Below are 23,633 nucleotides of genomic sequence, written 5' to 3' on the forward strand. Positions count from 1 at the left end.
GCCCAGTACATGATGAGGACTGAGACTTGACGAGGACTGAGGCGATGAGCGGCAGACACACCGGCGAACAGCACTCCCACACGGTCGAGGGGACCGACCCGCAGCTGTACGTCGCGGTGCACGACCCCCAGAACGACGCTGGACTCCGCCCCATCCTGCTCATCCACGGCTTCTCCGCGTCCAGCAAGCTGAACTGGGAAGACACCGGCTGGATCCCGGCGCTGCTGGAGGCCGGCCGCCGCGTCATCGCCGTCGATCTCCCCGGACACGGCCGGAGCGGCGCGCCGGAGGACATGGACTCCTACTCCCCCAGCCGGATCAGGGCGGACCTGCTGCAGATCGCGTTCGACGCCGGAGCCCGGCCTTTGCGCGACGGTGACCCCGCCAGCGGGCTGGACGTGATCGGCTACTCCCTCGGTTCCCGGCTCGGCTGGGAGTTCGGCGCCACCCAGCCGGAACTGGTCCACCGGCTCGTCCTGGGCGGCCCCAACATGGCGGACCCGCTGGCAGCCTTCGACCTCGTCGCCGCCCAGCGCTACCTGGCCGACGGCACGCCCATTGCCGACGCCTCCACTGCCGGGCTCCTCAGCATGGCGCAGGCGCTGCCGAGCAACAACATCTTCGCGCTGCTGTCCCTGGTGGAGGCCATCAAGGGTGAACCGTACGATCCGGCCGAGGCCGTGCCGCACATGCCCGTGTTGCTGGTCGCCGGCGAAAACGATGAACGCGCCGCGTCCATGCCGCAGCTTGCCGAACTGGCAGCTAAGGCTGGTTCCGTGGCCGAGCAGCTGGTGCTGCCCGGCCGCACCCACACCAACGCCATTACCAGCCGCGCCTTCAAGCAGGCCGCCATCGCGTTCCTCGGCAGTTAAGGGAACCGGCAGCTCCCACCCGAGCCGACCGGCGTAGGCTGGACTTTGGGGGCGGAGACACCGGAAGAGGAACCCATGGGCATGGTTTTTGAGGACCGGGAAGACGCAGGACGGCAGCTTGCGGCCGCCCTGCCGCAGTTCCGCGAGCGCCCGGACACCCTGGTGCTGGGCCTGGCCCGGGGCGGCATTCCGGTGGCCGCCGCCGCGGCCGAGGTCCTGCACCTGCCGTTCGGTGCCCTGCTGGTCCGCAAGCTTGGCATCCCGGGTCATGACGAGACCGCGTACGGCGCGCTCGCCTACTCAGGCGGAAGGATCGTCCGCCTTCTCAACAGGCCGCTCGTGGAGCGGATCCTGGACGACGGCGTGCGGCAGGAGTGGCTCGACCAGGTGGAGCAACGGGAGCGGACCGAACTCATGCGCCGCGCCGACAGCTATCCGGCCGTGCACCCCGATGTTCACGGCAAGACGGCCCTGCTAGTGGACGACGGCTTGGCGACCGGGGCCACCATGCGGGCGGCCGTCGAGGCTGTACGGATGGCCGGCGCGGCAGCAGTAGTGGCCGCCGCGCCCGTCGGTTCGATCGAGGCAGAGAAGTCATTGTCCCGTGTGTGCGATGTCCTGTGCCTCCACCTGCCCGGAAGGTTCCGGGCAGTGGGGGCCTTTTACCGGCACTTCGAGCAACTGCGGGACGAGGACGCCATTGCCCTGCTGCACGGCGCCCGCATCTAGTGCCGGCTCACGCCGAGGGGCCGGCCCCGAGTCTCCTTCGCCAGGATCACGCCGATGGCCGAGATGACGCACAGAACCATGATGTAGATGCCGATGGAGCCGGTCCACTTGGTGGCCAGCAGGAGTGACTCGGCGATGGTGGCGGCAAACGCGCCGCCCAGGATGGCGCCGAACGCGTAGCCGATCGAAATTCCCGAGTACCGCACGTTGGCGGGGAACATCTCCGCATACATGGCCGACATGGGGCCGTAGGACAGGCCCAGGCCCACCGTGAGGACAAACAGCGCCACGCCGTAGAGCACGATGTCCTTCGTGTCGATGAGGGCGAACATTGGGATCATCCAGACGAAGACAATCGCGTAGCCGGTCAGGAAGGTCTTGACCCGGCCGATCCGGTCCGAGAGCCAACCGCCCACCAGTGTGAAGATCAACCAGCCGAAGGATGCCAGCGTGGTGGCCAGCAGAATCTGCGGCGTGGGCATCTTCAGTGTCCTGGTGGCGTACGCGATGAAGAAGGCGATCAGGAGGTAGCCTGCCGCGTTGTTGCCGATGAAGATCAGGGTGGAGTGCAGAACCGCCTTCTTGTGATGGCGGATGAGCTCGCCGAGGGGCGCCTTGCTTTCGGCCTTGCGCGCGGCCATTTCCTTGAAGACCGGGCTTTCGCCGACTGCGCGGCGGATGATGTAACCCACCACGATCAGCACGATGGAGAGCAGGAAGGGAACGCGCCAGCCCCAGGAGGCGAAATCTTCCTTCGACATTCCGGAGTTCAGGAAGAACAGCAGCCCGGTGGCCAGAATCATGCCCACGGGAACACCGATCTGCGGGTAGGCGCCGAACAGCCCCCTTTTGTGCAGCGGCGCGTGCTCCACAGCCATGAGGGCGGCACCGCCCCATTCGCCGCCGGCGGAGAAGCCCTGGAGCACACGGAGGAGGATCAACAGGATTGGTGCCCACGCGCCAATCTGGGCGTAGGTCGGCAGCATGCCAATCAGGGCCGTTGCGGCGCCCATCATGATGAGGGTGAACACCAGCATTGCTTTGCGGCCCAGGCGGTCGCCCAGGTGTCCGGCAACGATGGCGCCGAGCGGCCGGAACAGGAAGCTGATGCCAATCAGGGCGAAGGAAAGGATCTGCGCCAGGCCCGGGTTGGATTCGTTGAGCGGGGCGAGGAACAGCGGGGACAGCAGGGTTGCCGTCAGCTGGGCGAAAATGAAGAAGTCGTACCATTCGATGGTGGTGCCCACCAGCGTGCCGGCGAGGACTTTGCGTTCCTCCCGCTTGCTGCTGGGGCCAACCTCTGAATCTACGGGTGAAGTTGCGGTCATTGAAACTCCGTGGCCGGGGCAGTGCTACTGCCAAGTTTGATGTGAAGCTGTTCGATTTACCGATCGAACGGTCAGTTAGTGTGAGGATACTACGAAGTGTGATCTGGCGCACCCCTCGACCGGTTCGGTGCGCAAGCGGCTACAATGTTCCATATTTGAACACAGAAATCTCATAGAGAACGACGTACGGCAACAGGCCACGTGAGCCCCTTTGGCCGGCCGCCCCGCTTTACCTGCCTAGGATGGACAGCATGACTCCCGACGCCGGTGCCGCAGCGCAGGTTGCGCCCGCCCAGACCTCGCCATCGCAGACGCTCTCACGGGGCATCCGCGCATTGGAAATCCTTGCCGACGCAGAGCGCCCGCTGACCATTGCCGAGCTGGCGGAGGCGATGGGCGTCCACCGTTCCGTGGCCTACCGGATCCTGCGGACCCTTGAGGATCACTCCCTGCTGGTGCGCGACGACGCCGGGCGGGTCCAGCCCGGCCCCGGCCTAGCCGTTCTGGCGCGCGGCGTTTCGCGGAACCTTCAGACCGCAGCGCTGCCGGAACTGACCCAGCTGGCCAACACACTTAACATGACGGCCTTCGTGGCGGTGTGGGACCACCAGGAATGCGTGACACTCGTGACGGTGGAACCACGGCATTCGGCCGCCACAGTGGTGCAGCATCCGGGGTCGCGCCATCCGATCAGCTCCGGCGCACCCGGCATCGCCATACAGTCCGCCCTGACGGAGCACGAGTGGAGCCAGCTGGCTCCCGCCGTGCCGTACCGCCCAGAGGCAGGAGAGGCGCGCAAGCGCGGTTACGCGGCAAGCCACGACGAAGTGATCGCGGGGGTCTCTTCGCTTGCCGCGCCGGTCCGTGTGCCCGGCGGACGCCCGGCGGCTGTCGCCGTCGTCTATATCCGCTCATCGGAGGATCCGGCCGAGGTGGCCGCTGCCCTGACGGCCAGCGCGGCCCGGATCGAAGCTCAGCTCGCCTGAGCTGAGCGCTTGCGGGAACGGACGACGGCGGAGGCCGCCGCCCCGAGAGCGAACAGCGCCGCCGCGGCGGCTGCCGAAACGAGGAAGGCGGCGTGGTGGCCCCCTTCCTGTGCCAACTGGCCGCCGAGGGAGGAACCCAGGGCCGTGCCGGCGACGATGCCGCTGGCGAGGGCCGTCATCACAGTGGCCAGCCGGCCCGCGGGAGCCACAAGCCCGCCGATGGCAAACACCGTGACCATGACCGGGCCCACCGGCAGGCCCAGCGCAAGCAGTACCAGCACCATGCCCCAGCCGTCGGCTGGCAGGAACAGCAGGGCTGAAAGCCCGGCCATGGCCGCCGCGCCGGTCACCCAGCGGGCAGTTACGCGGAATCCGGCCGGCCAGTAGGCCACCGAGATCGCGGCCGCGGCCGAGCTGATTCCCATGACGGCGTACAGGAGTCCGGCCGCCTCCGACGTTGCGAAACCGGCGGCAAACGCGCTCAAGGCTGCCTGTGTGGAGCCGAAAAACGTGCCCATGCAGACCATGGCCAGGACCGGCAGTGCCACGCGGGCCAGGCCGGCAAAGCGGCTGCCGGCCCGGGCTTCGGCATTATTTCCGGCGGCATTTCCCCTGACTGCGCGGCTGCCGGCGCGGGTGCCGGCGGCAGCCCGCCGTGGAACAGCGGCGTGGGTACGGTGGACGGCGAAGGCGGGAACGAGTGTGAGGGTGAGCGCGGCGGCCAGGGCGAGCGGCAGCCACGGGGCGACCAAGCTTGCCAGCACGCCCACAAGGGCCGGACCGAGCACGAAGGTCAGTTCGTCGGCCGTGCTCTCATAGGACAGCGCGACATCCAGATCGGTGCTGTCCCCGGCCCGCCGACTTTCGGCTGTGAGCGCCATCCACCGGACGCGGGCCAGCGGGCCAACCTGGGGGCAGCTGAGGCCGGCCGCCAGAGCGGCCGCGATGACGCCCCAGGCGGCGCCGACGTCGTGCACGCCGGGAATCAGATACGCGGTGGCAATGACGGCAAGTACGGCCACGACGTTCAGGACGGCCGAGATCAGCAGTACCGGGCGCTGGCCGAGCCGGTCGGCCAGCCAGCCGAGGATCGGCGCACCGACGGCCGAGCCGATACCGACGGCGCCGGCAGCGGCCCCGCCTACGGCGTAGGAGCCGGTGACAGACGTAGCAAGGGTGAGGGTTCCCAGGGTCAGCATCGCGAGGGGCAGGCGGGCAAAGAGGCCCACTGGCAGGAATCCCCTGCCCGCCAGCGCCGGCAGGCGCGCGAAACGGCCACCGAACTGCGGGACGGGCGCCGGAGTGTTGGCGGACGGGGTAATGGGACGGGGGTCGGCGGGTGGTTGGGGCGCCGTTGAAGTGCTCATGTATGCGGGCTCGTTCAGTCGTGCGCATCGTCCCTCCTCCCGATGCGCTGAACCCGGTAACAGTCCCATGGTACTGGACCCCGCCCGCCGCGGGGCGGGCATCACCTGGTTCAGACCGTTACGAGCGCATCAACGATGTGCACCGTGGAGCCGTTGCGCTGCTTCACCACCTGAAGCTGGCTGCCGATGCGCTGCTTCATCTCCCCCACGTGGCTCACGAGGCCGACCACGCGGCCCCCGTCGCGGAGGCCCTCCAGTGCATCCATGACCTGCTCCAGTGCCTGCTCGTCGAGGCTGCCGAAGCCCTCGTCGACGAACAGCGTTTCAATGTCGACACCGCCGGCTTCCTGCTGCACCACGTCCGCGAGGCCAAGGGCCAGCGACAGTGAGGCCATGAACGATTCCCCGCCGGAGAGTGTCGAGGTGTCGCGGCGGCGGCCGGTCCATTCGTCCACGACTTCCAGCCCGAGCCCGGACTTGGCGTTCCGGGCTGCCCGCGCGTCCGAGTGCTGCAGGGTGTAGCGGCCGTCGCTCATGGCGACGAGCCTTTCCGACGCGGCAATGGCGACCTGTTCGAGCCGCGCCGCCAGGACGTACGCGTTAAGGCTCATTCGGTAGCTGTTGTCGCCGGAGCCGCGGGCCGCTTCGGCGAGGCCTTTCAGGAGTTCGGCGCGTTCCCGCGGCTCCCGGCCGGATTCAGCGAGTTCCCCGTACTCCGTACGGAGGCGTCCCAGCGTCTGGGCGGCCTGCCGCGCCATACCCGCCGCCAATGCGATGTCCTTTGCTGCCTCGGCGGCCTGTTCGGCTTCGGTGCGCAGCAGGTCCAGGTCCGCGGGGGTGGTCGTGGAGCCGCTTTCGTCTTCCCTGGCGCTGCGTTCCTTGGCTGCGACAACGAGCTCTTCGCTGGCGAACAGTTCCTCCAGCCGCACCTCCTCGTCGCGCCCGGCCTGGACGGCAGACTCCAGCCTCGCCGCTTCCGTCCCCGGCAGCAGCGCCTGGCGGGCCTCGGCGGCGGACGCGAATCCGGCCTCGGGAAGAGCGCGGTCCAGCCCGGTCCGTGCCTCTGCCAGCCGGGCGGCAGCCTGGTCCAGCTGCGACCGGGCAGCGTCTGCCTGTTCGAGAATGTCGACAAGCTGGGCGACGGCGTCGCTGCGGAAAGCGAGGCTGGCGTGGCCGGCACGAAGCGTTTCGAGCGACGATTCCAAGGCGTTGGACTGCCCCTCGATCTCGGTCAGGGCGGATTCTGTTTGCGCCAACTGCGACAGCAGGTCCACTCGCAGCTGCTCCGTGGCCTCGATGCGCTCAGCCAGTTCCTCCTGCCGGCTCCTGCTCGCTGCCAGTTCTGCTACGGCCGCAGCCGCCTCGGCAGCAGCTTCCCGGGCGGACTGGGCGGCTTCCGCCGCTTCGGCGGGATCGGTGTCGCCGTCCTGGCCGGCGAGAACGGCGACTAGCTGCCTGGCCTCGGAAAGCTCCGCTTCCAGTGCAGCCAGCGCCCTTTCGGCCGCCTCGCTGCGCTCCTTGGCCCGTTCCTCTTTCTCGGCAAGCCCCAGGACGGAGTCCCCGGCGGGAACCGGCTCGGGGTGCTCCGGGCTGCCGCAGACGGGGCAGGGCGCCCCGTGTTCCAGGCGCGAAGCCAATTCGGCCGCCGCATTGGCAAGGCGTTCTTCCCGGACGTCCAGCCATTGCCGGCGCAGTTCCTGGTGGTGTTCCCGGCCTTTGAGGTGCCGCTCGGTGACCGCAGCGCATGCGGCCGCAGCAATGCCGTAGCGCCGGACAACATCCACCAGCTCGTCGGCGGCTGCGGCTTCCTTGGTCCGCAGCACGGATTCCCCTGCCAGCTGTTCCAGCGGCTCCAGCGCTGCGCGCAGAGCCTCCATCTCGGTGCGGAGGGAAAGCAGCCTGACGGCCTGGTCATCTCCGGAACGGGTAAGTTCCTGCCGCCGCTGCCCAAGCCCGGCGGCCCGTGCGTGCAGGCCACCCAACCGGTCCTCATCGGCAAGGCGTTCACCGATCACAGCGGCCAGCGAGCGCAGCCGCGAAAGCTCTGCGGCGACGTCGACGGCGGCGTGTTGTGCGTGGGCGCTGTGTTCAATCACAGTGCCGTGTTCCGCGGTGCCGTGTTCCGCAGTGCCGTGTTCCGCGGTGCGGTGTTCCACAACTGGCAGTTCCATAACTGGCAGTTCCGAGCTTGAGCTCACTGCCTCCCGCACGCCCGCAAAGGCGAGGTCCGCAGCTCTTTCCGCCCGTACAAGCAAAGATTCGGCGGCGGTCACGGCCTTCAGCTGGCCGCCCAGGAGCTCGGCCTTCCGGTGCAGGTCAAGCGCGGCTCCCGCGCTGGCCAGTCCAGGCGCGGCGGCCTCTGCATCTGCCCTCCGGCGCAGGGCAGCAGCAAGCTTCAGGCGCCTTTCCTCCCTTGCCAGCTCCGCTTCGAGCCGCTCCGTGCACCCGCGGCGCTGCACCTCGGCGGATGCCGCATCCTCGGCCAGGGCAGAGGCACGCTCGGAGGCGGCAGACTCCAGCCATGACAGCAGTTCGGGACCGTCGGCGGGTTCCGGCGCCGCGTCGGGGTCGACTTCGAGGGCCGTGGCCTCCGCCCTGGCCCTCGCCACCAGCAGGGCCAGCCTGCCCTCAAGATCGGCTACTTCACTGACAGCCCCGGCGGCCTGTAACGCAAGCTGCCGTTCCACTGCCTCGAACCGTTCGGTTCCGAAGAGCTTCTGCAGCAAGTCGAGGCGGTCCGAAGCCTTGGACCGGAGGAACGCGGCGAAGTCCCCCTGGGGGAGCAGAACCACGCGGGTGAACTGCTCCCGGTCCATGCCGAGGAGCGCGGTGATCTCCGCCCCGGCTTCGTCGTTCCGGCCGGACTTTTCTACCCACGCACCTGCCACCCGTTCACGCAGCAGCGTTTTGGCCTGCTGCGTGGTGAACCCGTTCCGTCCGCGGGTGCTGGGCTTGTCCCAGGCCGGCGAGCGGGAAACCTCAAAACGCCTGCCGCGGGCCGTGAATTCGCAGGTCACGCGGGGTTCGGCAGCCGAGTCGGCATGGTCGCTGCGCAGTCTCTTTCCGTCCTGCCGCGCGCCCGGCACGGACCCGTAGAGGGCATAGCAGAGGGCATCCAGCACGCTGGTCTTGCCAGCGCCGGTGGGGCCATTAAGCAGGAACAGCCCGTGGGCGCTCAGCCGGTCGAAATCGATTTCCTCGGTTCCGGCGAACGGCCCGAACGCGGAGATTTCCAGACGATGGATCCTCACAGTGATGCCTCCTGCAGACGCACGTTCTCCAAAGCTTCGGTGAGGGCGGCCTGTTCCGCCGTGTCCGGCTCCCGGCCGCGGACGTGTTCCAGGAACCCGCAGCAGACGGCGAGGTCATCCTCCGCCTCCGCCAGCCGGCTGCTGTAGCTCGCCTGCGAGGCGGCGGGTGCCCCCTCCGGCTCGAAACCGAGGACGAGCGTATCCGGGAACCTGGCACGCAGCCGCTCCATGGCCTGCGCCGGCCGCTGGGCGTCCGTCAGGGTCACCTGGCAGTAGGCTTGCTCGGCCCAGGCGTGCTCCGAGGACTCCAGCAGCCCGTCGAGTGTCCCCCGGAGGACGGCAAGTTTCCGCGGCGCGTCCCAGAGGATCTCCACCACGGCCGTGACCCCGGACCCGTCAACGTCAACGAGCCAGCCGCCCTTCTGGTGCTTTGCTTCGGAGAACGAGTAGGCCAACGGCGAGCCCGAATACCGCACCTCGGTGGACAGGGACTGCCGGCCGTGCAGATGGCCAAGTGCTGTGTAGCTGAAGCCGTCAAACAGGTCCAGCGGCACGGCACCCACTCCCCCGATGCTGAGATCGCGTTCGCTGTCTGAGCTGATGCCCCCGCTGGCGAAGGTGTGTGCAAGCACAACGGAATGGACCGTCCGGGATTCGCTGCGCGTGGCGACGTCGGCCCTGACGCGTTCCGTGGCGGCACGGGTGACTTCGAAGTGACTGGCGGTGTCCACTCCGAGCTGTTCGGCGACCAGCCGGGGTTCGAGCCAAGGGATGCCATAGATGGCCAGTACCGGGTCGGTCCCCGTGCCGCCGAGAGGAAGCAGGACGGGGACGTCCAGATCCTGCAGGCGGGTCCGCAGGTGAACACCGCCCTTCTCCAGAAGCCGGGAGGCGAAGCCGAGCCGGATGGCGGAGTCATGGTTTCCGCTGGTCAGCACCACCTGTGCGCCTGCCCCGGTCAGCCGGACCAGCGCATCGTCCAGGAGGTCGACCACATCGACGCCGGGCAGTGCCCTGTCGTAGACGTCGCCGGCGATCAGCACGACGTCGACGGAGAGTTCCCTGACCCGGGCTACCAGTTGATCGACAAAGGCGCGCTGGGCGTCCAGCATGCCGACGCCGTGGAAGGACCGGCCCAGGTGCCAGTCGGAAGTGTGCAATAACCGCATATTCATAAGCTAGACGCGGGTACCGACAAAATAGCCGACCCCGCGCCTCGGCGCGTCAGGACTCCTTGCTGCGCGGCCCGTCGAAGAAGTCGCGCGCATCGTCGCCGCCTGCACCAGGCGCTGCGGACGCGGGCTTTTCGGCTGCTTCTCGGCCCGAGGTGCCGTCGAAGTCGCCCTCAGGGTCAGACGCGGAATCCGCGGCGTCGTCGGCGTGGCCCGCGGCGTCGTCGGCGTGGTCCGCGAGGGCGGCACCGCGGCCCTGGGCGTCGGCGAACCCACGAAAAACAAGTCCTGCGATGCCGGCACCGACGATCGGGGCCACCCAGAACAGCCAGAGCTGCTCCAGCGCCCAGCTGCTGCTGAAGAGCGCCGAGGCGGTGGCCCGGGCCGGGTTGAAGGGCGCGTTGCCAAGGGCCTGGCCCAGCTGCAGCAGCACCGCAAATGCCAGCCCGACGGCGAAGGGCGCGGCGGCCGCATGGTTGTTGCGGCGGGCCGTCATGCCAAGGAACACGGCGACCAGGAGGGCTGCTCCCAGCACCTCCACGAGCAGCACACCGGCCATCGACGTTTGGATCACGGAGTGCTCGCCGAAGCCGGCGGTGACAGTGTCGAAGGCCGTACGCGCGTCCTGGATGTTGGGCACCGTGCGGAGGATGCCGAACAAGGCGAGCGCGCCTGCCGCTGCGCCGACCAGCTGCGCGCCGACGTAGGCAGCCGCGGCGGCGATGCCGATCCTGCCGGCGACGAGGTTGCCCAGGGTGATGGCCGGGTTGAAGTGCCCGCCAGAGATGTATGCGAAGGCCAGCATCGCCGCCGTCACGGCCAGGCCTCCGGCGAGTGCTCCAGGGAGCGGATTGGACTGCGGCAGGGTGAAGAGCGGCACGCCCAGCCCGGCGACCACCAGAAAGAGTGTTCCGAACGCCTCCGCTCCGAGCCTGGACAGGAGTCCGGGCTCGAATCCGTTGCTTCCGGCGGAATGCCGGTCATCGGTCGGGGGGACGGACACAGGGGTGCTCATGGGAGAATCCTTTGGTTTCTGTCAGCGGGGAATGCGCTCGCTTCGGGAGCCGGCCCCAGCAGTCTGGCAGCAAAGTCTGGACGGTTGCTGAATCCGAGCTTATCGCCCGGCGGCCGGGCCCCCGGCATTGCGAGTGCGACATCACAGCCCAGTCGGGGGCGCAGCGGTCGACACCACAGCATCCGGAAGGCCTGAGCCGGGACAGCGCCGGCGGGAAGGTAAATTTGCCTGCATGAGCACTGTTCCCGGCACCGTTCCCTCCCCCGACTCCCGCATCCATGGCTGCCTGCTCGGCGGCGCCCTGGGCGACTCGCTCGGCTACGCCGTCGAGTTCGATTCCATATCCGAGATCCGGCGCCGTTTCGGCGCCGCCGGGCTCCGGGATTTTTCCGCGCTCGACGGCGGAGCCCACTTCTCGGACGATACCCAGATGACGCTGTACACGGTCGACGGGATAGTCGAGGCCCTGGAATGGGCCAACTCGGGTGTCGGCGCCGACGCCAACGCCTGCGTGTGGCTTGCGTACCTGCGCTGGCTGGACACGCAGGGCGTGCCAGTGCCCGAATCCGCGCCGCGGCCGCAGCCCCGCTGGATTGACGCCCAGGAAGTGCTGCGGCACCGGCGGGCGCCCGGCAACGCCTGCCTGAGCGGGCTGGCCACCGGCGAAATGGGAACGGCCGCCCGTCCGGTCAATCCCGAATCGAAGGGCTGCGGAACCGTGATGCGTTCTGCCCCCTTCGGGCTGGTTCCGCACATTCCCGCGGACTCCGTGTACAAGTTGAGCGCCGACGCGGCGTCGCTCACGCACGGTCATCCCTCCGCGCGGCAGAGCGCGGGCGCTTTCAGCCTGCTCATCTACTCCCTGGTGCAGGGCAGCGGCCTGGCCGAGGCAGCGCAGGCCGCACTTGAGCGTGTGCTGGGCGATAACGAGGCGGCGCCCGAGCTCCGTGAGCGGCTGGGTGACGCGGTCCGGCTCGCCGGTGAGGCCGTCCAGGCCGGCGCCTCGGTACTCAGCCCGGAGGACCTGGTCCGTGAACTGGGTGAGGGCTGGGTGGCGGAGGAGGCTCTCGCCGTCGGCCTGTACGCGGTCCTGGCCACGGCTCCCCGGACACAGGGAGAAAGCGCAGAGGGAGATCGCGCGCCCGATCCCGTGGAGCATTTCAAGGCAGCGATCGCCGTGGCCATCAACCACAGCGGCGACAGCGATTCCACTGGCTCCATCGCGGGAAACATCCTCGGTGCGTACTACGGCACGGACTGCCTGCCTGCGGACTGGCTTGCGGCGCTCGAGGCCCCCGAGGTGATCCGCGGGATGGCCGGGCAGCTGGTTGGCGTCACGTCTGGCTGAGCGAAAACGTTGTTGCACGCCTCGCAGACATCCTCGGGGATTAAGCCCTTGCGCTGCAGCAGGCCGAAGATGGCACAGCCAAGGCAGAACCCGGCGAAGGCCTCCAGCGAGGCGGCAACAATCAGCACGGCCAGCAAGATCCACGCGGCAGGCGCGAGGCCGGCGGCCAGCAGGACGGCGGCAGCCGTGGACATCGCAGCGCCAATGAGCTGGGCGAAGCGCTTGGGCGGACCGGGCACCAGCTTGGCCCGTCCGAGCCGCGGGGCGAGGACCCGGACCGAAAGCAGGGCGAGCGGGGAAATCCTCGGGCCGAACAGCACGCGCAGCCAAAAGCCGGCGGCAATGACGGCCAGGCCCCAGCCGAAGCCGGTGAGCAGCGTCGCGGCCGCCAGCAGGACCACCAGCCCGGCGGTGATGCGCGCGGCGTACTCGTTGACCGGGTTGGGAAAGGCGAAGACGGAGCCCGGCCCGTCCTGACTGCGCGGTTTGCCCGGTTTACCTGGAACGCTTAGTTTGCCCATGGGGCAAGGCTAGGGAGCGGCGGCGGCGCCGGGAAGCTTTATTGCGCCATGTGTACTCTGCGCCCCCATGCCTTTCGGGACGCTTCCTCAGATCATGTCGGTTCTCCCGCGATCCTTCCTCAGGTCCTGTCGCCTTTCTGACGACGCTCCCTGAGATCCTGTCGCTCTTGGTGCGACCCTTCCTCACTTGAAGCCGGGCCTGGGCCATGTCGGGTTGCCCGTGTGTTCCGCCGAGATGAGGACGCGTTTGAAGAATGCCTTCAAGATGTGAGGGAGCGTTTGAAGAAAGCCTGCAAGAGGTGAGGACACGTCGGAAGAAACCCGACGGGATGTGAGGGAGCGTTTGGGGAAACCCGCGAGAGGTGAGGAAGGGTCAGTGGGCGGCGCGAGTAGCTTTATTGCGCCATGTATTCAGAGGCGCCGTGTACGGGCGCGCCGCCCACCATCTGCAGGAACTCCCCTTCGGAGATCACCTCGATGGCCTGGCCGCGGTCGTGCAGCTCCAGCACCCGTTTGGCTTTCCCGGTGAGCCGGCCGGAGCGCAGGTCGCCGGCCACGAAGCCGTCGCCCACCACGAGGACGCTGGTCCGTGCCGTGACCCGGCTTTCCGGGCGCGCCCCCAGTTCCGCGGACCGGGTCTTCGCCTCGGGCCGCGGCATCCCGAGCTGGCCGGTGAACACGACGGTCTGGCCGAACAGCGGGTTCCCGGGTTCGGCGTCGGGATTGGGCTCGGGATTCGGCCCTTCCTCGGGCCACCCGCTGCGGAACGGCCGGACCACCCGGTCAGCACCGCCGCCCGCGGCGGCGAGGGCTGAGACGGTCGCATTGGAAAGCTCACCGCTGGACGGATCGAACGCTGCCTGTTGCGGTATGGACAGCCCAAGCGAAAGGTAGAGCTCGGCGATACTGTTGGCCCGGTTGCGCCCCGCGATGTCGATGAGGATGCCGGCGCACGCCCGGGCGTCCTCGGCGGCATCGTGGTGGTTCACGAGCGGCACGCCCGCTTCCTCGGCGGCAAAGGGCAGGGAATTCGAAACCAGGGAGTAACAGCGCCGGGAGAGCATCACGGTGCACACATAGTCGTAGGCGGGGCCGGGAAGCCCCGAGACTTCCAGCCCGGAGCGGATCACGCCGAGGTCGAAGGCTGCGTTGTGGGCCGCGAGGATGTCACCGCCGATGAATGCGCCGATCTCCGGGAACAGCTCCCCAAAGCGGGGCCGGCCGGCCACCTGCTCCGGCCTGATGCCGTGGACGCGGACGTTGTGGTAGTCGAACGAGTCGTGGTTTTCCGGCGGCCGCATGAGCCACGAGGCTTCCTCGACGATGACGCCGCTGCGGACCTTGGTGAGGCCAACGGCGCACGGCGAACCGCGGAAGCCATTGGCGGTCTCGAAGTCGATCGCCGTAAAGTCCAAACCCACGGGGACAACTGTAGCCCGGCAGGGGCGCTGAGCCCGTCAAGTACCCTTGAAACGTGAACTTTAATGCATTGAGCGACTTTGCCGTGCCCGCGCTGGGTGGCGCCGGCCCCGTCCAGCCGCATCTGGCATCATTCCTGCCCGATTGGCTCAACCCCCAGATATTCCTCGCCGACCCGGCCCTTGCCCCGTGGGTTGTTCTGCTGGTGTGCGGGATCATCTTCGCCGAAACCGGGCTGCTGATCGGGTTCTTCCTGCCCGGCGATTCCATGCTGTTCACCGCGGGCCTGCTCGTGGCGACGGACACGATCAAATTCAATATCTGGCTCTTCGCCGCGCTGATCATCGTGTCCGCCATCATCGGCAACCAGACGGGCTATCTCATCGGGTCCAAGGCGGGCCCCGCCATCTTCAACAAGCCGGACTCCAGGCTTTTCAAGCATGAGAACGTTGACAGTGCCCACAAGTTCTTCGAAAAGCACGGCGGCAAGGCCCTGATCCTGGCGCGCTTTGTGCCCATCATCCGTACCTTCGTCCCCGTCATCGTCGGCGTTGCCCAGATGGACAAGCGCAAGTTCTTCCTCTTCAACGTCATCGGCGCCCTCCTCTGGGGCGGCGGCGTGACGCTTCTCGGCTACGTGCTGGGCGACAAGATCCCGTGGGTGCGGGAAAACCTGGACATCATCTTCATCGTGATCGTCCTGCTCTCGGTGATTCCTGTCGGCATTGAAGTTCTGCGCGGCATGACCGCCAAGCGCGAGGCCGCTGCCTTTGGGACGGACCCGGTGGAGGAGTTCATCGAGGAGCACGAGCCTGAGGCCGAGCGCAAGACCAACCTCGACTGACCTCCCGGAAACAGCTAAGGCACCTCACTCACGTGAGGTGCCTTAGCTGTTTGTGCTGTCAGCGTTTTACCGCAGGGCCTCGACGATCGAGGGAAGCAGTGCCCGGAACGCCAGGCCCCGGTGGCTGATGGCGTTTTTCTCCTCCGGGCTGAGCTCGGCGCAGCTCCGGTCCAGGCCCGCGGGTTCCAGGACGGGGTCATAGCCGAACCCGCCTTCGCCGCGCGGCTCACGCAGCAGCGTGCCGGCCAGCTGCCCGTACTCCACCACTTCGCGGGCCCCGTCCACGGAGGCCGACGCCGGCACGGCGAGCGCCGCGGCGCACACGAAGGCGGCCCCGCGGTGGCCGTCCGGCACGTCCGCCAGCTGGGCCAGCAGCAGGTGCAGGTTGGCGTCGTCGTCACCGTGCCGGCCGGCCCAGCGCGCGGAGAAGATCCCCGGCGCGCCGCCCAGGACATCCACGGACAGCCCGGAGTCGTCGGCGAGGGCCACCAGTCCCGTCGCTTCGGCCACCGCCCGCGCCTTCAGCAGCGAGTTTTCCGCAAAGGTCACCCCGGTTTCCGCGACGTCGGGGGCTCCGACGGCGGCCGCGTCCACCACCTGCGTGTCGACGTCGAGCCCCGGGATCTGCCCGCGCAGCAACTCACGCAGCTCCCGCAGTTTCCCGGCGTTGCGCGTGGCCAGCACCAGCCGGGGTGCCGCTTCAGGTTCGGGCACGCCGCTGACGGCGCTGTCGCTGCTCACGGAGCTTCGGCCAGGGTCTCGCGCTGGATCGCGGCCAGCTGTTCCGTCCCCAGCAGTGCCAGGTCCAGCAGCTTGTTGAGCTCGTCGCGGTCGAAGGGGGCGCCCTCGGCCGTGCCCTGGACCTCCACGAACTTGCCGGAGCCGGTCACCACGACGTTCATGTCGGTTTCGGCCCGCACATCCTCGATGTACGGCAGGTCCAGCATCGGAATACCGTCGATGATCCCCACGGACACGGCGGCGATGGTGTCCACCAGCGGCTGGGCGTTACGGGCGATCATCTTGTTCTCGCGGGCAAAGCGGATGGCCTCGGCGAGCGCCACGTAGGCGCCGGTGATGGCCGCCGTCCGGGTTCCGCCGTCGGCCTGCAGGACATCACAGTCCAGCACGATGGTGTTCTCCCCCAAAGCCTTGGTGTCGATGATCGACCGCAGCGAGCGCCCGATCAGGCGGGAGATCTCGTGGGTGCGGCCGCCGATCTTGCCCTTGACGGACTCGCGGTCCGAGCGGGTGTTCGTGGCACGCGGGAGCATGGCGTATTCGGCGGTCACCCAGCCGCGGCCTTCGCCCTTGAGCCAGCGCGGAACACCTTCGGTGAGGGAAGCGGTGCACAGGACCCGGGTGTTGCCGAACTCGATGAGGGCCGATCCCTCGGCCTGCTTGGACCAGCCGCGGGTGATGCTGATGGGCCGGAGCTGGTCCGGGGTGCGGCCGTCGGCACGGATGACGGGGGCAGTGGTTGCTTCGGAAGTCATGCCTTTAGCTTATCGAGGCTGCAGGCGCGACGGTGCCACGTTTACGGTGCCACAGCAGGGAACCCGGCGTCAGACGGTGTAGTGCACGCCCGCCACGGCCACGGCCACGTCACCGGCGAAGGCGGGACGTGCCTCGGCCATGACCTTGGTCTGCGACGTCCACACCGGAATGTGGGTCAGGAGAAGGCGGCGGGCGCCGGCGGCGGTGGCTGCCTCGGCGGCCCGTTTGCCGGTCAAGTGGACGTCCTTGATGCCGTCGTCGCGGCCCTCCTCGAAGGCCGCTTCGCAGAGGAAGAGGTCGGCGTCCTTGGCCGCCTCCTCCAGCCCGCGGCACGAGTCGGTATCGCCTGAATAGGTCAGCACGCGGGTCACGGCATTCCCGGCGGCGTCCGGTTCGGTCACCTCCACGCGCAGCGCGTAGGCCTCCTCGACCGGGTGGTTCACGGCGAAGGGCGTGACAGTGAAGGGGCCGACGGTGACGGACTGGCGCTCGGTCCAGTTCGTGAAGTCGAACTCCTCGTGCATCCCCGGATCCAGGTCCAGCCCGTAGGCAGTTGCCATCCTGTCGGCGGTGGCGGCGGGGCCCCAGACGGGGATCCTGCCCCGGTCCCAGCCGCCGGGCTTCCAACGGACCGCCACGTGCAGGCCGCAGAGGTCCATGCAGTGGTCGGGGTGCAGGTGGGTGAGGAAAATCGCGTCGATGTCCTCGAGGTCCGTGTACCGCTGGATGGCGCCCAGGGCCCCGCTGCCGAGGTCCATGACCACTTTCCACACCCGTCCGCCGTCGTTGGCAGTCAGCAGGTAGCAGGACGCGGGCGATCCGGGGCCGGGAAATGAGCCCGTGCAGCCGACGATGGTGAGCTTCACTGGAACGACCCCCCGGTGGCTGCCCCGCTGCCGGCGGCCTGCCCGACGAAGTTGGAGATGCGCGGGCGGGCGGCCGCGTTCCGCGCGGCTGCGATCATTTCGGGGGTGATCCGGGCCAGGCTGCCCGTGGGGTACTGTGCCGCGACATGGTCCACGTGCTTGACGCTAAGCACCTCCGGCCCCAGGAACCTGCGGGCCAAGGCTTCGAACTGGCCCGGATCGCCGGTGGCGATGAAGCTGTGCTCCGGCGGCGCCGGGTCCGTCCGTTCGAGGCCGTTGCTGGCCAGCGCCCGGTAGACGTCCTTGGCGGTTTCCTCGGCACTGGAGACCAGCGTGACGTCCTCGCCCATGACGTAGGAGATCACGCCGGTCAGGAGCGGATAGTGCGTGCAGCCCAGCACCACGGTGTCCACACCGGCGGCTTTCAGCGGCTCAAGGTACTCGCGGGCGACGTCGAGAAGTTCCGGCCCCGTGGTGATGCCGGCCTCCACGTACGGCACGAATGCCGGGCAGGCCACGGAGGTGATCGCCAGGTCAGGCGCCGCGGCGAAGGTGTCCTCGTAGGCCCGGGAGCCCACAGTGGCGGAGGTGCCGATCACGCCGACGCGGCCGCTGCGGGTGGCTGCGACGGCGCGGCGCACGGCCGGCTGGATCACCTCAATGACGGGAATTCCGTAACGCGCCGTGTACCGCTCACGGGCGTCCCGCAGCACCGCGGCCGACGCCGAGTTGCAGGCGATGGTGAGCAGCTTGACGCCGGAGTCCACGAGTTCGTCCATGACGCCGAGGGCGTTGGCGCGCACCTCTGCGATGGGCAGCGGCCCGTACGGGCCGTGGGCGGTATCGCCGACGTAGAGGATGGATTCATTCGGCAGCTGGTCGATGATTGACCGCGCCACCGTGAGGCCGCCGACACCGGAGTCGAAGACGCCGATCGGCAGCGATCCCACATTTACGCCGTCGGCCGTTGCGGACTCCGCTGCAGCTCCCGCTGCCGGATCCATGCTCGATGCTGAAGTCATGATTATTTGAGGATAGGTCTTCCCGTGAGGTGCGGCCATCACTTGTGGCGGGCGACTCGTGTCGAATTTGTCACATCCGGAGGCCGAAGCGGCTCATCGCCGAAGCCGCCCAGTGGCGGAAAAGTTCACCGCCGGAACGGCTCAGGGCCGCGTGTCCAGTGACTGCAGCATCGCCTGCACGAGGGATTCCTGCAGCCACGTGGTGAAGTTGTAAACCAGGGCGAGGTAGCTTTCCACGTCCTCGGCCTGGGACCAGTCCTGCATCTGGTGGACGTGGTCCGCGTCCGCCTCGTCACGGATGTCGAGCCGTTCCGCGAGCACCAGCCGCACGTCATTGAGCGCGGTGGACCAGTGGCGGGCATCAGCCGGTGTCAGGACGAGCTCGTCCTTATCCAGGCCCAGCGCGGCGGCGCGCAGCGCGCCGATCTTGCTTTCCCTCAGTGAGCGTTCGGTGAGCTGGCGGAACTCAAGCGAGGCCGCGGCGTCGTCCTTCACTGCGTTGGGCAGCAGCCGGCGGAGGGCGCGGTCCGACGGTTCCCGGACCTCCATGTCCAGTCCGATCATGGCGGCGAGCGGATCCTCGGAGCCGCGGTCCGCAGGCTCCAGCATGGAGATGACATCGGCGAAGAGGCTGCGGAGCAGTTCCCTCTCGGCCGGTTCCAGAAAGCCGGAGATGCCTTTGAGTCCGTATTTGAAAGCCTTAGCCACGTTTTCCCTTGCCCTTGCCCGGGCCGCGTTTGCCGCCCCCGCTGTCTCCGCCGGTAGCCTTCTCCACGGTGGCCCACAGGCCGAACCCGTGCATCGCCACCGCGTGCTGCTCCACCTGTTCCTTGCTGCCGTGGGCAACGATGGAGCGGCCCTTCCTGTGGACCTCAAGCATCAGCTTGTTGGCTTTGGTTTCCGAGTAGCCGAAATAGCTCTGGAACACGTAGCTGACGTAGCTCATGAGATTGACGGGGTCATTCCAGATGACAAGGTTCCAAGGGACGTCCGGGGCGGTCAGCGCGTCGGTGGACACCGCCGTTCCGGTCTGGGTGCTCTCCTGGGTGTCAGGGCCGAGCGCAACACTTAAGGTCATCTGTCCATTCTATGGCGGTGCTGGGCCCACGCCGGCGAGGGCCCCACGGCGAAGCGAAGCGAGACGTGGGAGCCGGTGGGTGGGCCCACGCCGGCGAGGGCCCCGCGGCGAAGCGAAGCGAGACGTGGGAGCCGGTGGGGACTAGAGTGATTTTTGTGAGTAACTCCGCCGGCTGGGAGCAGCCCCGCACGTCCCTGTTCACCGACCATTACGAGCTGACCATGCTGCAGGGGGCCCTCCATTCCGGCGCCGCGCACCGCAAGGCAGTGTTCGAGGCGTTCGCGCGCCGGCTCCCGGACGGGCGCCGCTACGGGATTGTCGGCGGGACGGGCAGGCTGCTCGAAGGCATCATGGCGTTCCGGTTCGGCGACGCGGAACTCGAATTCCTGGCACGCACCGGCGTGGTTAACAAGGAGACGCTCGACTACCTGGCTGACTTCCGCTTCACCGGCGACATCTGGGGATACGCCGAAGGCGAGGCGTACTTCCCCAACTCCCCCATCCTGATCGTCGAATCAACGTTCGCCGAGGCATGCATCCTGGAGACCTACATCCTGTCCGTCCTCAACCACGACAGCGCCATCGCCTCGGCGGCCTCGCGCATGGTGATGGCGGCCGGCCAGCGGCCCTGCATCGAGATGGGGTCCCGGCGGACCCAGGAGGAATCAGCCACGGCTGCCGCCCGTGCCGCCGTCATCGCCGGATTCGACAGCACCTCAAACCTCGAGGCCGGGCTCCGGTACGGGCTCAAGACGGTGGGCACCGCCGCCCACTCCTTCACGCTGCTCCACGACACCGAGCGGGACGCCTTTGAGGCGCAGATCGCCTCCCTGGGGGCCGGCACCTCACTGCTGGTGGACACGTACGACGTCGAGACCGCCGTCCGTACGGCCGTTGACATCGCCGGGGACAAGTTGGGCGCCGTGCGGCTGGACTCCGGCGACCTGGTGGAGCAGGCGCAGTGGGTCCGGCAACTGCTGGATGACCTGGGCAACGAACGCACCCGCATCACGGTGACCTCGGACCTGGACGAATACGCCATTGCGGCCCTGCAGTCCGCCCCCGTCGACTCCTACGGGGTGGGCACGTCCCTCGTGACGGGCTCCGGGGCACCCACCGCCAGCATGGTTTACAAGCTGGTCAGCCGGACCAACGACGCCGGGGAGTTCGTTTCGGTGGCCAAGGCCGCCAAGAACAAGACGAGCAAGGGCGGGCGCAAGTACGCCCTCCGCCGGCTCAACGACAACGGCACGGCCACGCAGGAGCTCATCGGGGTGGGCCACCGGCCGGCGGACGACGGCAATGACCGGGCGCTGCTGCAGCAGTTCATCAAGAACGGCGAGCTCCTGCCCGGCTGGACCGGCCACGAAGGCGTCCTGCGCGCCCGGCAGCGCCACGCCGATTCCATGGCCGAACTGCCCTCGGTAGTCCACCGTCTGCACCGCGGCGAGCCGGCCATCCCCACGCTCTATGAGGACAACTGATGGGAACTGAGGAGAACTGATGGCACGGGCACTCATCATCGTCGACGTCCAGAACGATTTCTGCGAGGGCGGCGCGCTGCCGGTGGAGGGCGGGGCCGCCGTGGCCGGGGCCATCAGCGAGTACGTCGAGAACCACCACGGCCAGTTCGACCACATCGTGGCCACGCAGGACTGGCACATCGATCCGGGCACACATTTCTCGGAAGCCCCGGACTTCAAGGACACCTGGCCGCCGCACTGCGTGGCCGGGAGCCCGGGTGCTGAGCTGCACCCGGAACTGGACACCGAACACATCCAGGCCTACTTCCACAAGGGCCTGTACACCGCGGCCTATTCCGGGTTCGAAGGCCTGCTTGCGCCGGAGGACGCCGTCCCCACCGGCGAGCGGCAGCCCGGCTCCCTGCCGGGTGCTGCCGACCCCGGTTACGCTCCTGAAGAAGACGCGATCGGCCTCGACGACTGGCTCCAGAGCCACGACGTGGAGGACGTCGTGGTGGTGGGCCTCGCCACCGACCACTGCGTCATGGCGACGTCACTGGATGCCGTCCAGGCTGGCTACGCCGTCACCGTGATCAAACGGCTGACGGCGGGTATCGCCGGTGACCTCGACGACACCTACGCCGAAATGGAGCTGGGCGGCGTGGACCTCGAGTAGGTTCGCGCCTGGTTCCCGCCTGCCTACGTCGTGCGGCGTTAAGTCCTGCCGATGAACCAGTCCTGGAGCTTCTTCAGCCTGGACTGGAGCTGCTCCTCGTTGGCCTGTGCCACCGGAGGGCCGCCGCAGACGGTCCGCAGCTTCGTGTGCACCACGCCGTGCGGGGTGCCCGTCCGTGCGGACCAGGCCGCCACGTTCTTGGCCAGCTCGTTCCGCAGGTCCATCAGCATCCGGTGGTCGGGTACCGCGGGGGCGGCGGGCGCTGCCGCAGGGCCCTGGCGTTTCTTGCGGCCCTGCTGCTCGTGCTGGCGCTGGCGCAACAGCATGCCCACCTGCTCGGCGTCCAGCAGGCCCGGGATGCCGAGGAAGTCGAGCTCATCCTCGGAGCCGATGTCGCCTCCGGTGCCGAACTCGCCGCCATCAAACAGCACACGGTCGAAGGAAGCCTGCGAGTCCAGAGCCTCAAACTTGCCTTTGGTCAGGCTGTCCGACGCCTTCTCCTCGCGGTTCGCCTCGTCCATCAGCGACTCTTCGAGGTCCATCAGGCCGTCCCCGTCATCGTTCTGCGGCCGGTCCAGGGCATGGTCACGTTCGGCTTCCATGCTGTTGGCCAGCGCCATCAGCGGGGGAACGGACGGCAGGAAGACCGAGGCCGTCTCGCCCCGTTTCCGGGAACGCACAAAGCGGCCCACTGCCTGGGCGAAGAACAAGGGGGTGGAGGTGGACGTGGCGTAGACGCCCACCGAAAGACGCGGCACGTCCACGCCTTCGGACACCATGCGCACGGCAACCATCCAGCGCTGGTTGCCCGCGCTGAACTCCTCAATCTTGTTTGAGGCCTTCGCATCATCGGAGAGGATCACCGTCGGCGACTCACCCGTGATCTTCTTGAGCTGGCCGGCGTACGCCCGGGCGTCCTCGTGGTCGGTGGCGATCACCAGGCCGCCGGCGTCGGGAACGGACCGCCGGACCTCGCTGAGCCGCTTGTCCGCTCCCGCCAGGACGGCGGGAATCCATTCCCCCGCGGGGTTCAGGGCGGTCCGCCATGCCTGCGACGTGATGTCCTTGGTGACCGCGGCCTCGCCGAGGGAGGCGGCCATCTCGTCACCCGCGCTGGTGCGCCAGCGCATCTGCCCGGAATAGGCCATGAAGATGACCGGCCGCACCACATGGTCACGGAGCGCATTGCCGTAGCCGTAGGTGTAGTCCGATTTGGAGCGACGGATGCCCTCGCGGTCCTCGGTGTACTCCACGAACGGAATGGGTGAGGTATCCGAGCGGAAGGGCGTACCGGTCAGGGACAGCCGCCGGGCCGCGGGGTCGAAGGCCTCGCGGAGACCGTCGCCCCAGGACAACGCCTCGCCGCCGTGGTGGATCTCATCAAGGATCACCAGGGTGCGGGCGGCTTCGGTCTTGGCCCGGTGCAGCATGGGCTTGCTTGCCACCTGCGCATAGGTCACGGCCACGCCGATGAATCCGCGGCCGTGTTGGCCGTCGGAATTCTTGAAGTTGGGGTCAATCGCGATGCCGACGCGCGCGGCGGCGTCAGCCCACTGCCGCTTCAGGTGGTCGGTGGGCGCCACGATGGTTACGCGGTTCACCGTGCCGGCCTCGATGAGCATGGAGGCCACCCTGAGCGCAAAGGTGGTTTTGCCGGCGCCGGGCGTGGCCACGGCCATGAAGTCGCGGGGAGCCTTGCTGAAGTAAAGGTCCAGGGCTTCCTGCTGCCAGGCACGGAGCTTCTGGGCGGTTCCCCAGGCTGCACGTTCCGGATAAGCCGGAGGCAGGGTGGGTCCGCCGAAGAGTGTCTCCGTCACTACTTGTTGTTGCCTGAGTCTCCGCCGGACCCCTTGCCGCCGTCGTTGCCCGGGCGGAGGCCGTCATAGACCTCTTTGCACTCCGGGCACACTGGGAACTTCTGCGGATCCCGTCCGGGCGTCCAGACCTTGCCGCACAGCGCGATGACCGGTTCGCCCGTCATGGCGGACTCCATGATCTTTTCCTTGCGCACGTAGTGCGAGAAGCGCTCACGGTCGCCGGGCTCCACTTCCTGGCGCAGTTCCTCGCGCTCAATGGTTGCGGTGGACGATCCGGTGCCGGAAAGCTCACGCATGGGGTCGTTGTCGAGAGGATCCGTCGTGCTACTCATGGCATCCATCTTAGCCGTTCCGGACGGGCG

The 23,633-nt window shown here is 68.2% G+C and carries 22 protein-coding genes; 7 read left to right on the top strand and 15 right to left on the bottom strand.

All coding sequences use genetic code 11. The features are described from left to right. Nucleotides 1-44: 44 nt before the first annotated feature. On the top strand, nucleotides 45-872 hold the full coding sequence (locus tag ACTHQX_RS00540; protein ID WP_236803905.1) for an alpha/beta fold hydrolase: 828 nt from the start codon (nucleotides 45-47) through the stop codon (nucleotides 870-872). 75 nt (nucleotides 873-947) lie between these two features. Next, a complete protein-coding gene (locus tag ACTHQX_RS00545) occupies nucleotides 948-1,601 on the top strand; it encodes a phosphoribosyltransferase (RefSeq protein WP_440155129.1) in 654 nt (217 codons plus the stop codon). Here ACTHQX_RS00545 and ACTHQX_RS00550 read toward each other — a convergent pair. Continuing rightward, nucleotides 1,598-2,929 (bottom strand): MFS transporter, encoded by a 1,332-nt coding sequence (locus ACTHQX_RS00550; RefSeq protein WP_440155130.1) that lies wholly within the window; start codon nucleotides 2,927-2,929, stop codon nucleotides 1,598-1,600. The genes ACTHQX_RS00545 and ACTHQX_RS00550 overlap by 4 nt on opposite strands. Nucleotides 2,930-3,180: 251 nt before the next feature. Here ACTHQX_RS00550 and ACTHQX_RS00555 point away from each other — a divergent pair, with 251 nt between their 5' ends. Then, nucleotides 3,181-3,915 (top strand): IclR family transcriptional regulator, encoded by a 735-nt coding sequence (locus ACTHQX_RS00555; RefSeq protein ID WP_440155132.1) that lies wholly within the window; start codon nucleotides 3,181-3,183, stop codon nucleotides 3,913-3,915. Here the strand turns inward: ACTHQX_RS00555 and ACTHQX_RS00560 are convergent. The 4 genes from ACTHQX_RS00560 to ACTHQX_RS00575 form a co-directional block, all read right to left on the bottom strand. After that, nucleotides 3,903-5,282 carry an MFS transporter gene (locus ACTHQX_RS00560; protein ID WP_440155134.1) on the bottom strand — a complete coding sequence of 460 codons (1,380 nt, stop codon included), beginning with the start codon at nucleotides 5,280-5,282 and terminating at the stop codon, nucleotides 3,903-3,905. The genes ACTHQX_RS00555 and ACTHQX_RS00560 overlap by 13 nt on opposite strands. A gap of 110 nt (nucleotides 5,283-5,392) precedes the next feature. Continuing rightward, nucleotides 5,393-8,533, bottom strand: a complete 3,141-nt coding sequence (locus tag ACTHQX_RS00565) for an AAA family ATPase (protein ID WP_440155136.1) — start codon at nucleotides 8,531-8,533, stop codon at nucleotides 5,393-5,395. After that, nucleotides 8,530-9,702: an exonuclease SbcCD subunit D gene (locus tag ACTHQX_RS00570; RefSeq protein ID WP_440155138.1), complete on the bottom strand. Its 1,173-nt coding sequence runs from the start codon at nucleotides 9,700-9,702 to the stop codon at nucleotides 8,530-8,532. Before ACTHQX_RS00570 ends, ACTHQX_RS00565 begins: the two co-directional genes overlap by 4 nt. A 55-nt stretch (nucleotides 9,703-9,757) precedes the next feature. After that, a complete protein-coding gene (locus ACTHQX_RS00575; protein WP_440155139.1) occupies nucleotides 9,758-10,720 on the bottom strand; it encodes an MIP/aquaporin family protein in 963 nt (320 codons plus the stop codon). A 232-nt stretch (nucleotides 10,721-10,952) separates the two neighbouring features. Between ACTHQX_RS00575 and ACTHQX_RS00580 the strand changes: the two genes are divergently transcribed. After that, complete coding sequence (locus ACTHQX_RS00580; protein WP_440155141.1) at nucleotides 10,953-12,068, top strand: ADP-ribosylglycohydrolase family protein; 1,116 nt, start codon at nucleotides 10,953-10,955, stop codon at nucleotides 12,066-12,068. Here the strand turns inward: ACTHQX_RS00580 and ACTHQX_RS00585 are convergent. Then, a complete protein-coding gene (locus tag ACTHQX_RS00585; RefSeq protein ID WP_440155143.1) occupies nucleotides 11,966-12,589 on the bottom strand; it encodes a DUF4395 domain-containing protein in 624 nt (207 codons plus the stop codon). The genes ACTHQX_RS00580 and ACTHQX_RS00585 overlap by 103 nt on opposite strands. A 395-nt stretch (nucleotides 12,590-12,984) precedes the next feature. Continuing rightward, nucleotides 12,985-14,010, bottom strand: coding sequence for an exonuclease domain-containing protein (locus ACTHQX_RS00590; RefSeq protein ID WP_440155144.1), 1,026 nt, complete (start codon nucleotides 14,008-14,010; stop codon nucleotides 12,985-12,987). Nucleotides 14,011-14,078: 68 nt separating this feature from the next. Between ACTHQX_RS00590 and ACTHQX_RS00595 the strand changes: the two genes are divergently transcribed. Further along, nucleotides 14,079-14,852, top strand: coding sequence for a VTT domain-containing protein (locus ACTHQX_RS00595; RefSeq protein WP_236809355.1), 774 nt, complete (start codon nucleotides 14,079-14,081; stop codon nucleotides 14,850-14,852). A gap of 66 nt (nucleotides 14,853-14,918) precedes the next feature. Here the strand turns inward: ACTHQX_RS00595 and rdgB are convergent, their stop codons facing one another. From rdgB to clpS, 6 genes are all read right to left on the bottom strand, one after another. Continuing rightward, nucleotides 14,919-15,593 (bottom strand): RdgB/HAM1 family non-canonical purine NTP pyrophosphatase, encoded by a 675-nt coding sequence (rdgB, locus tag ACTHQX_RS00600; RefSeq protein ID WP_440155146.1) that lies wholly within the window; start codon nucleotides 15,591-15,593, stop codon nucleotides 14,919-14,921. Next, a complete protein-coding gene (gene rph, locus ACTHQX_RS00605; protein WP_078026682.1) occupies nucleotides 15,590-16,348 on the bottom strand; it encodes a ribonuclease PH in 759 nt (252 codons plus the stop codon). The genes rdgB and rph overlap by 4 nt, the downstream gene beginning before the upstream one ends. A gap of 69 nt (nucleotides 16,349-16,417) precedes the next feature. After that, nucleotides 16,418-17,215, bottom strand: a complete 798-nt coding sequence (locus ACTHQX_RS00610) for an MBL fold metallo-hydrolase (RefSeq protein WP_440155147.1) — start codon at nucleotides 17,213-17,215, stop codon at nucleotides 16,418-16,420. After that, the gene (gene murI, locus ACTHQX_RS00615) at nucleotides 17,212-18,237 is read right to left on the bottom strand and encodes a glutamate racemase (RefSeq protein WP_440155149.1); all 1,026 of its coding nucleotides are present in this window, start codon (nucleotides 18,235-18,237) and stop codon (nucleotides 17,212-17,214) included. The genes ACTHQX_RS00610 and murI overlap by 4 nt, the downstream gene beginning before the upstream one ends. A 141-nt stretch (nucleotides 18,238-18,378) precedes the next feature. Next, entirely contained in the window at nucleotides 18,379-18,945 is a 567-nt protein-coding gene (locus tag ACTHQX_RS00620; protein WP_440155151.1) for a DUF2017 domain-containing protein, read from the bottom strand. Further along, nucleotides 18,938-19,315 (bottom strand): ATP-dependent Clp protease adapter ClpS, encoded by a 378-nt coding sequence (clpS, locus tag ACTHQX_RS00625; protein ID WP_102972085.1) that lies wholly within the window; start codon nucleotides 19,313-19,315, stop codon nucleotides 18,938-18,940. Before clpS ends, ACTHQX_RS00620 begins: the two co-directional genes overlap by 8 nt. 155 nt (nucleotides 19,316-19,470) lie before the next feature. Here clpS and ACTHQX_RS00630 point away from each other — a divergent pair, with 155 nt between their 5' ends. Beyond that, the gene (locus ACTHQX_RS00630; RefSeq protein ID WP_440155153.1) at nucleotides 19,471-20,799 is read left to right on the top strand and encodes a nicotinate phosphoribosyltransferase; all 1,329 of its coding nucleotides are present in this window, start codon (nucleotides 19,471-19,473) and stop codon (nucleotides 20,797-20,799) included. Nucleotides 20,800-20,818: 19 nt separating this feature from the next. Next, on the top strand, nucleotides 20,819-21,454 hold the full coding sequence (locus ACTHQX_RS00635; RefSeq protein WP_440155155.1) for an isochorismatase family protein: 636 nt from the start codon (nucleotides 20,819-20,821) through the stop codon (nucleotides 21,452-21,454). 38 nt (nucleotides 21,455-21,492) lie between these two features. Here ACTHQX_RS00635 and ACTHQX_RS00640 read toward each other — a convergent pair whose 3' ends face one another. After that, nucleotides 21,493-23,271: a DEAD/DEAH box helicase gene (locus ACTHQX_RS00640; RefSeq protein WP_111905907.1), complete on the bottom strand. Its 1,779-nt coding sequence runs from the start codon at nucleotides 23,269-23,271 to the stop codon at nucleotides 21,493-21,495. Then, complete coding sequence (locus ACTHQX_RS00645) at nucleotides 23,271-23,612, bottom strand: DUF3039 domain-containing protein (protein ID WP_440155157.1); 342 nt, start codon at nucleotides 23,610-23,612, stop codon at nucleotides 23,271-23,273. The genes ACTHQX_RS00640 and ACTHQX_RS00645 overlap by 1 nt, the downstream gene beginning before the upstream one ends. Nucleotides 23,613-23,633: the final 21 nt, after the last annotated feature.

It is taken from the genome of Arthrobacter sp. SAFR-023, from assembly GCF_051965295.1.
GTDB lineage: Bacteria > Actinomycetota > Actinomycetes > Actinomycetales > Micrococcaceae > Arthrobacter.

Bases quoted from the DNA above. Each gene is read 5' to 3' on its own strand.
- ACTHQX_RS00540 (WP_236803905.1), top strand. From the start codon at position 45: ATGAGCGGCAGACACACCGGCGAACAGCACTCCCACACGGTCGAGGGG.
- ACTHQX_RS00545 (WP_440155129.1), top strand. From the start codon at position 948: ATGGGCATGGTTTTTGAGGACCGGGAAGACGCAGGACGGCAGCTTGCG.
- ACTHQX_RS00550 (WP_440155130.1), bottom strand. From the start codon at position 2,929: ATGACCGCAACTTCACCCGTAGATTCAGAGGTTGGCCCCAGCAGCAAG.
- ACTHQX_RS00555 (WP_440155132.1), top strand. From the start codon at position 3,181: ATGACTCCCGACGCCGGTGCCGCAGCGCAGGTTGCGCCCGCCCAGACC.
- ACTHQX_RS00560 (WP_440155134.1), bottom strand. From the start codon at position 5,282: ATGAGCACTTCAACGGCGCCCCAACCACCCGCCGACCCCCGTCCCATT.
- ACTHQX_RS00570 (WP_440155138.1), bottom strand. From the start codon at position 9,702: ATGCGGTTATTGCACACTTCCGACTGGCACCTGGGCCGGTCCTTCCAC.
- ACTHQX_RS00575 (WP_440155139.1), bottom strand. From the start codon at position 10,720: ATGAGCACCCCTGTGTCCGTCCCCCCGACCGATGACCGGCATTCCGCC.
- ACTHQX_RS00580 (WP_440155141.1), top strand. From the start codon at position 10,953: ATGAGCACTGTTCCCGGCACCGTTCCCTCCCCCGACTCCCGCATCCAT.
- ACTHQX_RS00585 (WP_440155143.1), bottom strand. From the start codon at position 12,589: ATGGGCAAACTAAGCGTTCCAGGTAAACCGGGCAAACCGCGCAGTCAG.
- rph (WP_078026682.1), bottom strand. From the start codon at position 16,348: ATGACTTCCGAAGCAACCACTGCCCCCGTCATCCGTGCCGACGGCCGC.
- murI (WP_440155149.1), bottom strand. From the start codon at position 18,237: ATGACTTCAGCATCGAGCATGGATCCGGCAGCGGGAGCTGCAGCGGAG.
- clpS (WP_102972085.1), bottom strand. From the start codon at position 19,315: ATGACCTTAAGTGTTGCGCTCGGCCCTGACACCCAGGAGAGCACCCAG.
- ACTHQX_RS00635 (WP_440155155.1), top strand. From the start codon at position 20,819: ATGGCACGGGCACTCATCATCGTCGACGTCCAGAACGATTTCTGCGAG.
- ACTHQX_RS00645 (WP_440155157.1), bottom strand. From the start codon at position 23,612: ATGGATGCCATGAGTAGCACGACGGATCCTCTCGACAACGACCCCATG.